Raw genomic sequence first — 10219 nt, 5'->3', positions numbered from 1 at the left:
CACTGGACTTTCGCCTCGTTGTAGATTTCACCGGCTGCGTTGGCTTTGACCCATAGAAGCAGCTCCTTGGAGCCGTAGGCGGGAATGTTGACGTTTGTCCAGGTTACGGTGTGGGTGTCCTTGTCGTACACCCCGCCATCGCTCTGACTGACCTTGACAAAGTCCAGCTTTTCGTTCAGCTTGTCAGTGACCGTTACCACTACGGGCTGGGCGTTGTCGTTCTTTACCTCAATGGTGTACTTGAATTCTTCGCCTACCTCGGGATATTCTTTGCTGGGGGTCTTGGTGACTGTCAGGTCCTGGATAGCCTTTTGCCAGGTGGCCGTGTAGGTGATTACGCCGTTCTTGTCAGCGTCAGCGGCAGATACCTTGGAATTGACTGTGGGAGCCCAACCCATAAAGGTGTAGCCGTCGCGCTTGGGCACAACGGTGCTATTCACGGTCTCAGTACCCTGGTTAGCCATCTTAAAAGCGGGGGTAGACGCTCCTTCCCTCAGGCCCTCAGTGCTCTGGTCGTCGAAAACAATGTCGCCGACCACGCCGTCGGTGTAGGTGACGGTGTAGGTGGTGGGCGGCGTTTCCTCCTCGTTCTTCTGCCATACAGCGTAAACAGTTTTCTCGGTGTCACTGGGGCTAGGGCCAACCGTCAGCGCGTTTTCCTCTGCCGTTGTGGCATTCGGGTCAGTTGACCAGCCAGAGAACGTATACCCATCGCGGCTCGGTGCGGGAACATTCACAAAGGTAAAATATTCCTGTGCAGCACGCTCGCTCAGGGTGCCATTGCTTCCGTCACCGCCGTTTACATTGTAGTTAAGGGTAAAGGTGTCGTAAACGGTTACGGTCCAGCTGTCGGTGTAGGGTACCCACCGATTCGCGTCGGTTTTCCACAAGGTTCCACATTCTGAGCATTTCGCGAAACCTTTTTTGTACATGTGGACAGAAGTCGAAATCTTAAAAGTGGTTACCCCACCTTTTAGGCCTTGAACCGTTGTTTGGATATATTGATAGATATTACCAGCATATCCCTGAGAAGTGAACTTTGTAATGGAACTGTCCTCCGCGCCTCCATAGCAGTCACCATATTCATACATGGTGGCGTAGGTCATAAGCGTGTCGTCGTTTTTGCAGAAGAAGCCCAGCCTGGGCCACGAATAGTGTGTTGCTGTTTCGCCCACATTCATCTCAACGCCGCCTAAGTTTACAGAAGTAACAGCTGCTCTTGCCGCAAACATAGCCGCAGGTTTTTTCGCAGCGGCAGGCTTGGCAGCACTGTTGCTCTCGGTCTCGGCGGGGGTCTCAACGGGCGCGGGGTCCTCCGCCGGGTCCTCAGTGGGGGTCTCGGCGGGGGCCTCGGTGGGGGTCTCCGCAGGGGCCTCCGTGGGGGTCTCGGCGGGTGCCTCCGTGGGGGTCTCGGCGGGTGCCTCCGTGGGGGTCTCCGCAGGGGCCTCGGTGGGGGCCTCTACCGGTGCAGAGGGCTCCGCGGGTGCGGGGGCCTCGGCAGGGGGCTCGGCGGGCGTGGGGGCCTCGGCGGGCGCTTCGGCAGGAGCCTGGGGGGCGGTCTCGGTGGCAGCGGCCTCGGGGGACGCGGGTGCGCCGTCCTCGGCCAACGCCACGGGCACCATGCCCAGGCAGAGCGTCAACGCCAGCGCCAAAGCCAGAACGCGCTGGTATAGCTTGCTTTTTGCTTTTTTCATAATTGTTTTCCTCTCTTTGCAAAAATCGGACGCAAAGTAGTCCGGTAGCCGAACGAGCGTAGCGCGCGGGACGCTCCCCCGCGCCTTAGCCTCTGGCTTTGCGGTCCCGCCGTTTCCAACGGTTTGCCATTGCAACCGAACGAGCATAAGACGTTGCTGCTGCGCAGCAAGTCTCCAAGCTTTTGCTGCGCAAAAGCTTTTTGGCGTTGCTGGCTTGCAACAGCAGGTCTCTCAGCCTCTGGCTTTGCGTCCCATTGTTTCCAATGGTTTGCCCTGCGCCTTGCTTCGCCCGCTTGCGGCGCGTTGGCGGGCGGCCTTACGGCGGCATCCCTCCCGGCTTCATCTGTCGACCACCTCCATTCCTCTGTGTATTTATGAATCAGCCGGGGGCCGCTGGTTTGCGGCTGCGCCGGCGTATTCATCCAAAAATGGATCGTGAAGCTCCGCCTCGCCCCGTTTTCGGGCCTGGACGGCCTCTTCAAAGTGGGAATAGCTGCCCAGATAGTAGCGTTTGCCCTTGAAGCAGATGGTAGCCCGCCACTTTCCCTTTGCGGCCCACCAGTCTACGCCGGGCACGCCGCTGGTGTTGTTTTTGCGGGCTACCTTGGCGGCGCGGAGCATTTCGGGGCTGGTGCCGTCTACATAGACGGGGCCTCTATCCATACAGCCGCAGCTTTTGGTGTGGCCGCTGCGCAGCTGGTTGGTTTTCACGGTGGTGTGGCGGCCGCAGTCGCAGAGGCAGCGCCAGGCGGTGCGCTCGCCGATGTTCTCCGCCGGGCCCAGCACGGTCAGCCTGCCGTACCGCTGGCCTGTCAGGTCGATTTTTTGCCGGGAGTGTCCCATAGCCTCAGCCCCTTTCCCAGAAATAAAGTAGACCTTTTGACACTTCTCCTCTTATTAGCTATTTTAGCATACTCTGGAAATGATTTCAAGCCCATTCTATGATTTATGTCCGACTTTGTTCCCCAAGCTCCCCCATTTCCCCCAGAAAGATTTCAGTGTCAAAAGGTCTACCTTTTGACAGGATTCTCTTTTATTTTTGCGCAGTCTGCGACCCGGAGCTGCCGCAGACGCCGGTAAAAGGTGGCGTCGCTGATGTTGCATTTTTCCAGCACATCCTGCAGGTCCAGCTCCTTTTGCTCCCACTTGCGCACGATTTGGGTGAAATCCTCGGGCAGGGGCTTTTCGGGCCTGCCGAACCGGACCCCCCGGGCCTTGGCTGCGGCAATGCCCTGCTGCTGCCGCTGGCGGATGTTGGCCCGCTCGTTTTCGGCCACAAAGGAGAGAATTTGCAGCACCAGGTCGGCAATGAAGGTGCCCATCAGGTCCTTGGCGGTGCGGGTGTCCAGCAGGGGCATGTCGATCACGCAGACGTCCACATTTTTGATTTTGGTGAGGATGCGCCACTGCTCTTGAATCTCCTTGTAGTTGCGGCCCAGCCGGTCAATGCTGAGTATGTAGAGCAGGTCGCCGGGCCTGAGCCTTTTTACCAGTCGTTTATACTGGGGCCGCTCAAAGTCTTTGCCGGACTGCTTGTCCATAAAAACGTTCTGCAATGGTACGCCCTTGGCGTTTACTGCCATTTGCTGCCTGTCCTCATTCTGGTCGGTGCTGGAAACGCGGATGTAGCCGTAGATCTTCATTTGTTCACGTCCCTTCCGTGTGGTTTCTTGTCATTATAATGCAAAACCTGGCAACGCGGCAAATTGTCACCAGTAGCGGGGCTGGGTACGGGAAGGACGTTCCGCCGCAGAATTTATGTTGCATCAAAGCATAAAGCGTGGTATAATGTGTTCTGGCGAACACAAGGAGAAGCCCTTGCTGCGCATGACTTGGCGACGCCAAGTCACAGCGCCGGACTTCTCCATAAAGTTTTGTGGTTTAATATTTTCGTAAATAGAAAAGCCGCCAGGCGCTGTGCCGGGGGCTGGCTTTTCTTGATAGGGCGTGTTCCCACAAGCGTTCGCAAGCGTTTTTTCGCCAGCTTTCCGGCTCAAAATTCTGAACGCGGGAGGTGTTTGGATTTTTGGAGCGGAGGCTGGCGAAAAGCCGCTTCAATATCTCCGCTCAGCTTATGGGAGTATGCCGCAGAAACAACTGTGGAAGGAAGATGCCAGATGAAGTCGATCAAGATGAAAATTCAGGCCAGTATGCTGTTTGTGGTATTTGCCGGGGCTTTGCTGATTGGCATAGTCACCGCTTTGCTCAACGCCCAGGGCATTGACTCCATGATGGAGAAGACCCTGGGCCCTGCCACCCAGATGGCGGCGGACGCGGTGCAGTGGCGGATGGACAAATACTGGACCGCTTTGAGCGAGGCCGCCGCCTCGGACATTTTTCGGGAATCGGCCCCGGACGCACGGGAGCTGGTCTCTGTGCGGGACGATATGGCGGTGCGCAACGGGTTTGTCTACACGGGAAAGATGGACGCGGACGGCTTTTCCTCCACAGGGGAGAGCTATGCCGGCCAGGACTATTTTGAGCAGTGCAAGGCCACTTTGAAGCCCTATATCTCTGACATTATGAACGACGGCAGTCAGATGATTTTTTTGATGGAGGTCCCCATTCTGGTGGAGGGACGCTTTGAGGGCCTTGTCTACGGGGCCATTAACGCTGACTTTTTGTCTGACATTGTGGTGAACCTGGCCATGGGCACAGAGGGCGTGGCCTATGTGCTGGACCAGAAGGGAAACGTGATTGGCCACCGGGAGCGTTCGGTGGTGGAGGAAGGCTCTAATATGATCGAGGCGGCCAAATCGGACCCCAGCGCAGCGGACGTGGCTGCGGTGAACCAGCGGATGGTGAACGGGGAGACCGGCTTTGGCGCGTACAAATTTTATGGCGACAACAAGCTGGTGGGCTTTGCCCCCATTGGGGGCAACCAGAATTGGAGCATTGCCATTGAGATGAGCCAGCGGGAGTTTAAGTCTACCTTGGACCAGAGCATCTGGCTCACGGTGCTGGTGGTGGCTTTGGTGGTGATCGCCAGCTTCCCGGTGGCGGTGATTGTGGGGCGGTCGATCTCCCGGCCGATTCGCGCCTGTGTGGCCCGGCTGGAAAAGCTGGCGGACGGCGACCTGAAGACCCCGGCCCCGGTGGTCAGCTCTCGGGATGAAACCGCTGAGCTCACCAAGGCCCTGGATATCACCCGCGCCCGCCTGCATGATGTGGTGCAGGATGTGTCTCACCACCTGGGCAAAATGGCGGACGGGGACTTTCAGGAGGAGCCGGACCGCACCTATTGGGGGGATTTTGCCGCCATTGCCCAGTCCATCAAAACCATACATGGCTCCCTGCGGGATACTCTTTCCAGAATCAGCCGGTCGGCGGGCAATGTGGCCCACAGCGCAGGGCAGGTTGCCGACGGGGCCCAGTCTTTGAGCCAGGGCGCTGCCGAGCAAACCAGCGCGGTTCAGGAGCTCTCGGCCACGGCCGCGGATATTGCGGAAAACGCCAGGCGCACCCTTGCCTCGGCGGAGGAGGCCGGTCAGTTTGTGGACCAGGCCGGGGCTCAGCTGAACGTGAGCATCGACTATGTGAAGGAGCTGAACTCCGCCACAGAGGCCATGCACAGCTCCTCGCAGGAGATTGGGAAGATTATTGAGACCATTGAGAACATCGCTTTCCAGACCAATATTCTGGCGTTGAACGCCTCGGTGGAGGCTGCCCGGGCGGGCACGGCTGGAAAGGGCTTTGCGGTGGTGGCCAACGAGGTGCGCAGGCTTGCCTCCAAGTCTGACGAAGCCGCCAAGGCCACCAAGGAGCTGATTGAGAACTCGATTCAGGCGATTTCAGAGGGCGGGCGGATTGTCGGCATGGTCACTGAATCTCTGGACAAAACCGGCGTGTTGGCGGGGAATGTAACCCTTAAGATGGGCAGCGTGGTTGAGGCGGTAGAGGGTCAGACTGCGGCCATCTCTCAGGTTACAGAAGGGATTGAGCAGATCTCTTCGGTGGTACATAACACCTCGGCTACCTCTGAGCAAAGCGCGGCTACCTCTCAGGCGCTGTTGGAGCAGTCCCGGATGATGAACGAGCTGGTGGGCCGCTTCCGGCTGGAATAAAACGGCCCCAAGTGAGCCCGTCTGCGCCCCATGCAGGCGGGCTTGCTTTTTGAGGCAATCACTATTTTGGGGACTGGGCTGTCCCCCCTACGCTCGGCGGTTGGAGTGGGTTGTTGCGGAGTCGGTTTGAGAGTAGAATGGAAAAAGCCAGAGGGCCTGCCGGCTCTCTGGCTTTTTTGTTTTTGTTGGGGGGCTCTACTTCATGCGCCGCGCCGCTGTGACACGAGCGGCCTGCAGCAGCTCGCTGAAGCTTTTTTGAGGGCGGCGTTGGGCCCCGGCGGGCAGAATGTGCTCAAAAATCACCAGGCTCCCCAGGGCCTTGGCCCGGTCATACTCCTCCTGGCTGCGGATGGTCCAGCTCACCTCCTGCATCCCGAACAGCGTCTTTACCGCCCACATGGCGGGGATGTCCCGGGTGTGCAGATGGTAGGCCTCAAAGTGGGGGCGGGTGTACCAGTTTGTCAGCAGATTGCGCCCGCAAAAGGCCTGTATGCGGCTGAGCCCGTCGTCTCCCTTTTGGAAGCGGCCCATCAGCTGGCCCCGCACCACATCCGGCCGGTTCTTCCGGAACCAGCGCACGATTCGGGGGTCGAAGGACTCTACACAGTACCGGCCCCGGTAGCCGGCCAGCTCCTTCATGACCAGCGCGCACAGCTCCGCCGGGTCGTTATAGCCCTTCAGCTCAATAATCAGCGGGGTGGAGCCCTTGAGCTGGGCCAGCACCTCCCGGAACAGGGGAACGGGCTCTTGGGCGCCAAACAGCCGGTAGCCCCGCAGCTCCTCATAGGTCATGGCGGCAATCACCCGGTCGGAGCCGCAGCTGCGCTTCAGGCTGGGGTCATGGTGCACCACCACCTGTTTGTCCTTGGTCAGCTGCAGGTCGAACTCCATGCCAAACCCCCCCAGCTCCGCCAAGCGGAAGGCCGGCAGGGAGTTTTCGGGCACGCCCTTTTCCAGGTCGTGAAGGCCCCGGTGGGCGTAGTCAAAGGCTTTGAAGTCCTGAAAGCCGGGCCTGGGCCCCAGCTGGGGGGCAATCAGCCACAGCCAGGCCAGCGCCGCCGCCAAAGCTGCCAGCAATATGCCTGCCAGAACCGGCCCCCCTGGCGTACCTGCCTGTAGTATCATCATAAGCATCCTGCCCTTCTGTGTTTGGTTTGACTCCATCATATACCAAAGCGAAGGATTTTTCAAGCCCCAGATGGGAGGGGGGCTTGTACAAGAAAGAGTTTTTGAAGGGGGAATGGTCTCCGGCGGCTCAGGTGGGGGGCCTTGAGAAGCCTGCCAACGCTGAAAAGGAGGACAAAGCTTTCTGGACGCTTGTCGAAAGTCTTGCTTATATGCGCTTTGCTTTGGGCGCTCTTATGGGAGGGGGTTTTTGAGAGGTCGGGGGAAGGGGTTTTCTTTTCTGTCTGGAACATGACATACGGCTGTCTGGTTCTCTCTGTTATGATAAGCGTGTCAAAAAAACCATAGCAAAGGAGTATTGCCATGAAAGCTGACAAAATTGTCGCCCGCGCCGGGGACTTGATTGCCCAGCGCACGGTCCGCCAGGACAAGGACAGCTACGCCACGCTGGTTACCATGGACCCGGACGGCTCGCCTGTTCCCACCACCATCAGCCCCTCCCGCAGCGAGGGTATCCGCTGGGTTACCTTCTGCACCGGGCGGGGGGCTCCCAGCGCCCTGCGCCTGGGGGAGAACCCCAGGGCCGCTGTGTGCTTCAACTCCCCCAGCTACCACATCTCCCTCACCGGCACGGCTGAGGTTGTGACTGACCCGGAGACCTGCCGGGAGATGTGGTATGAGGGCCTGGCCAACCATTTTTCTGGACCGGAGGACCCTAACTTCTGTGTGATTCGCTTCACTGCCCAACGCTACAGTCTGTTTGTGGACTGGGAGGAGCTTCGGGGAGAGGTGGACTAGGAGGGCGGCTCTGTCTTTGGACGCCATACATCGATGAAAAAAGGAGAAGAAATATGCAAATTGTGCCTACACTGAATTTCGGCGGAAGCTGCCGGGAAGCCATTCATATGTATGCCAGGGGGTTTCAGGGGAGTATCTCCTGTCTGATTACCTATGGAGAGGCCAATGACCCTGCGTATCTGCCGCTGCTGAAGGAGAATCAGAAGGATTTCATCTACCATTCGGAGCTGATTTTGGGCGGGCAGCGTATTATTTTGGCCGACCATGTGGACATAGAATTTCAAACCTGTTATTCTAATTTTCTTACGGTGATGTTTGATACAAAGGAGGAGGTGCAAAGGGCCTATGAGGTGATGAAGGAGGGGAGCCAGACCATCTACCCCATGGAGGCCACGCCTTACAGCTCCTGCCGGGTGGTTTTTGTGGACAAGTTCGGGATTCGCTGGGGGATTATGACCGAGCAGACCGAGCGGTGAATTTCCGCCGGCGGACCTGCCTCCCGCAAGGGCGGGACATGGGAAAGACAAAGAAGAAAGCAGGCTGTTTCCGTTGCAGAAACAGTCTGCTTTCTTCTGGTTGTTATCGGTCAATCCGCCAGCTGCCTGGTTCCAGGGAGGCGTCCTGTACAAACTGTACCTGCCAGCCAAAGGCTTGCAGCTTTTGCAGGTTCTCCCTCCCCTGCCCCAGGGCGGTAGAGACGTGCCGGGGATGCACTGCCACGGTGCGGCGGCCAGGGCCGTGGGGCTTCAGCGATTGAGTCAGCCTGAGCAGAAATCTTCGGCTCTCCGCCAGCTGGCGAAAGGCCGGGTGGTAGGGACCGGCCAGACGGCTGGCCTCCACCGCTGGGCTGGGGTGCAGCCCCATGCGGATGACCCGCACCCCGGCCCCCTCAAACAGGTCCAGCAGGGCCGCGCACAGGTCTACCGCCTGTTCCAGAGTTTGGGGGCGGTATTGGCCGGTCTGGTAAAGCCGGGCCAGGCCGGTGTTGGGGAGGACGATGGCTGGGTAGACCCGCACCGTGGCCGGGCCCAGGGCAATGAGGCCTTGGGCAGTGGCCAGGTCCTTTTCAGGGGTGCTGGCGTAGAGGCCGGTCATCATTTGCAGTCCCAGCTCCAACCCGGCCTGACGGATGCGCTCCGCCGCCTCCCTGGTTTGGGCGGCTGTGTGGCCCCGGCGGTTGGCCCGCAGCACCTGGTTGTCCATGGACTGGGCGCCCAGCTCCACCGCGGTCACCCGGTGGGCCTTCAGCACCGCCAGCGTCTGGGGGTCAATGGCGTCGGGCCGGGTGGAGCAGCGCACCCCCCGGAAGCCCCAACGCTCCACCGCAGCCTTTGCCGCAGTCAGCAGGGCCAGCATGTAGGCCCGGTCAATGGCAGTAAAGCTGCCCCCAAAAAAAGCGATCTCCGCCTGCTCCCGGCGGGGGCCCAGGGTCTCTGCGCCCCGCCGGGCCGCAGACCACACGTCCTCTGGGGTTGGGGGGCTTTGGGCCTGCCCGGTAATGGCCCTCTGGTCGCAGAAGCTGCACTGCCGGGGACAGCCCAGATGGGGCACAAAAATGCTGATGTTGGCGTGCTTCTCCCGGCCCATCAGTAGCCCATCAGCTCCAAAGCCTCCCGGGCGGCCTGCTGCTCGGCCTCCTTTTTGCTTCTGCCGCCGCCCTTGCCGATTACGTTGCTGTTCAGGTGCACCTCCACGGTAAAATGCTTCTGGTGGTCGGGGCCGCTCTCGCCAGTGACCACATACTCCAGACGCTCCTCCGGGTTCTGCTGAATGATCTCCTGCAGGGTAGTTTTATAGTCCTTGAAGGTGCGGCTGCTGCGGGTTTTGGCGGCTGGGATGATAAAGCGCAAAATAAAGGCCTTGGCCTTTTCCAGGTCGCCGCTGTCCAGGTAGATGGCCGCTGTGGTGGACTCGAACACGTCCGCCAGAATGCTGGGACGCTCCCGACCGCCGGAGTGCATCTCCCCGTGGCTCAGCCGGAGAAAGCTGCCCACATCCAGGCTGCGGGAAAAGCCGCAGAGGGATTTTTCGCACACCAGCGCGGCCCGGGTTTTGGTGAGCTGGCCCTCGGGCAGGCTGGCATAGTGGGTGAACAGGTACTCGGCGGTGACAAAGCCCAGCACCGAGTCCCCCAGAAATTCCAGCCGCTCATAGCTCTGGCAGCGGTTCTCGTTGGCGTAGGATGAGTGGGTCAGGGCTGTTTCCAGCAGGGTTCTGTCCTTGAACTGGTAGCCGATGCGCTTTTCGTATTCTTCCAGTGGTTTCATGGTTGCAGTCTCCTGTTTCGTGTGATGCTGTGCTTGGGGAGGTGGTTTTGCTTTTCTTTTTGATTGGTTGGGGTGGGCGGCGGGTCGGGAGCTTCTGACATTGCCCTTCGGGCAGAGCCACCCGATGTGGAGCTTCGTTCCACATCGCCGTTTGCCTCGAGTCCGAAGGAGTCGCCTTTTGCTTCGCAAAAGTACCGGCAAACTCCTACCGGTAGTCTCTCAACTATTTGGCGGCAGCGGCTCTCTGGTCTTGAACTCGGTTGGGTCAGAA

General features: G+C 59.3%; 10 protein-coding genes and 2 riboswitches. Of the genes, 4 read left to right on the top strand and 6 right to left on the bottom strand.

The window, feature by feature from the left end; genetic code table 11:
• From ACTO5E_RS08500 to ACTO5E_RS08490, 3 genes are all read right to left on the bottom strand, one after another.
• Nucleotides 1-1694, bottom strand: a 1694-nt coding sequence (locus tag ACTO5E_RS08500; protein WP_482302985.1) for an InlB B-repeat-containing protein, incomplete at its 3' end; no start/stop codon positions are given.
• A gap of 40 nt (nt 1695-1734) precedes the next feature.
• Nucleotides 1735-1832, bottom strand: a riboswitch (cyclic di-GMP riboswitch).
• A 77-nt stretch (nt 1833-1909) separates the two neighbouring features.
• Nucleotides 1910-1977: riboswitch (cyclic di-GMP riboswitch) on the bottom strand.
• Between the two features lie 89 nt (nt 1978-2066).
• Nucleotides 2067-2537, bottom strand: a complete 471-nt coding sequence (locus tag ACTO5E_RS08495) for a hypothetical protein (protein ID WP_482302984.1) — start codon at nt 2535-2537, stop codon at nt 2067-2069.
• Nucleotides 2538-2704: 167 nt separating this feature from the next.
• Nucleotides 2705-3337, bottom strand: coding sequence for a recombinase family protein (locus tag ACTO5E_RS08490; RefSeq protein WP_482302983.1), 633 nt, complete (start codon nt 3335-3337; stop codon nt 2705-2707).
• A 474-nt stretch (nt 3338-3811) separates the two neighbouring features.
• Between ACTO5E_RS08490 and ACTO5E_RS08485 the strand changes: the two genes are divergently transcribed.
• Nucleotides 3812-5758: a methyl-accepting chemotaxis protein gene (locus tag ACTO5E_RS08485; RefSeq protein WP_482302982.1), complete on the top strand. Its 1947-nt coding sequence runs from the start codon at nt 3812-3814 to the stop codon at nt 5756-5758.
• Between the two features lie 195 nt (nt 5759-5953).
• Here ACTO5E_RS08485 and ACTO5E_RS08480 read toward each other — a convergent pair whose 3' ends face one another.
• Nucleotides 5954-6886, bottom strand: a complete 933-nt coding sequence (locus ACTO5E_RS08480; RefSeq protein WP_482302981.1) for a glycerophosphodiester phosphodiesterase family protein — start codon at nt 6884-6886, stop codon at nt 5954-5956.
• Nucleotides 6887-6969: 83 nt separating this feature from the next.
• On the opposite strand from ACTO5E_RS08480, the gene ACTO5E_RS08475 reads away from it, so the two are divergent.
• The 3 genes from ACTO5E_RS08475 (at nt 6970) to ACTO5E_RS08465 (ending at nt 8157) form a co-directional block, all read left to right on the top strand.
• The gene (locus ACTO5E_RS08475) at nt 6970-7137 is read left to right on the top strand and encodes a hypothetical protein (RefSeq protein ID WP_482302980.1); all 168 of its coding nucleotides are present in this window, start codon (nt 6970-6972) and stop codon (nt 7135-7137) included.
• A 109-nt stretch (nt 7138-7246) separates the two neighbouring features.
• Nucleotides 7247-7681 carry a pyridoxamine 5'-phosphate oxidase family protein gene (locus tag ACTO5E_RS08470; protein ID WP_482302979.1) on the top strand — a complete coding sequence of 145 codons (435 nt, stop codon included), beginning with the start codon at nt 7247-7249 and terminating at the stop codon, nt 7679-7681.
• A gap of 53 nt (nt 7682-7734) precedes the next feature.
• A complete protein-coding gene (locus ACTO5E_RS08465; protein ID WP_482302978.1) occupies nt 7735-8157 on the top strand; it encodes a VOC family protein in 423 nt (140 codons plus the stop codon).
• A 103-nt stretch (nt 8158-8260) separates the two neighbouring features.
• Here ACTO5E_RS08465 and ACTO5E_RS08460 read toward each other — a convergent pair whose 3' ends face one another.
• Both ACTO5E_RS08460 and rnc read right to left on the bottom strand, forming a co-directional pair.
• A complete protein-coding gene (locus ACTO5E_RS08460) occupies nt 8261-9268 on the bottom strand; it encodes an elongator complex protein 3 (protein WP_482302977.1) in 1008 nt (335 codons plus the stop codon).
• Entirely contained in the window at nt 9268-9948 is a 681-nt protein-coding gene (rnc, locus tag ACTO5E_RS08455) for a ribonuclease III (protein WP_482302976.1), read from the bottom strand. The genes ACTO5E_RS08460 and rnc overlap by 1 nt, the downstream gene beginning before the upstream one ends.
• Between the last annotated feature and the right edge of the window lie 271 nt (nt 9949-10219).

The organism is Acutalibacter sp., assembly GCF_056800975.1.
The sequence above is the reverse complement of the archived record's forward strand: the minus strand, read 5'-3'. Positions and strand labels throughout refer to the sequence as shown.

Bases quoted from the DNA above. Each gene is read 5' to 3' on its own strand.
- rnc (WP_482302976.1), bottom strand. From the start codon at position 9,948: ATGAAACCACTGGAAGAATACGAAAAGCGCATCGGCTACCAGTTCAAG.
- ACTO5E_RS08495 (WP_482302984.1), bottom strand. From the start codon at position 2,537: ATGGGACACTCCCGGCAAAAAATCGACCTGACAGGCCAGCGGTACGGC.
- ACTO5E_RS08480 (WP_482302981.1), bottom strand. From the start codon at position 6,886: ATGATGATACTACAGGCAGGTACGCCAGGGGGGCCGGTTCTGGCAGGC.
- ACTO5E_RS08490 (WP_482302983.1), bottom strand. From the start codon at position 3,337: ATGAAGATCTACGGCTACATCCGCGTTTCCAGCACCGACCAGAATGAG.
- ACTO5E_RS08485 (WP_482302982.1), top strand. From the start codon at position 3,812: ATGAAGTCGATCAAGATGAAAATTCAGGCCAGTATGCTGTTTGTGGTA.
- ACTO5E_RS08470 (WP_482302979.1), top strand. From the start codon at position 7,247: ATGAAAGCTGACAAAATTGTCGCCCGCGCCGGGGACTTGATTGCCCAG.
- ACTO5E_RS08465 (WP_482302978.1), top strand. From the start codon at position 7,735: ATGCAAATTGTGCCTACACTGAATTTCGGCGGAAGCTGCCGGGAAGCC.
- ACTO5E_RS08460 (WP_482302977.1), bottom strand. From the start codon at position 9,268: ATGGGCCGGGAGAAGCACGCCAACATCAGCATTTTTGTGCCCCATCTG.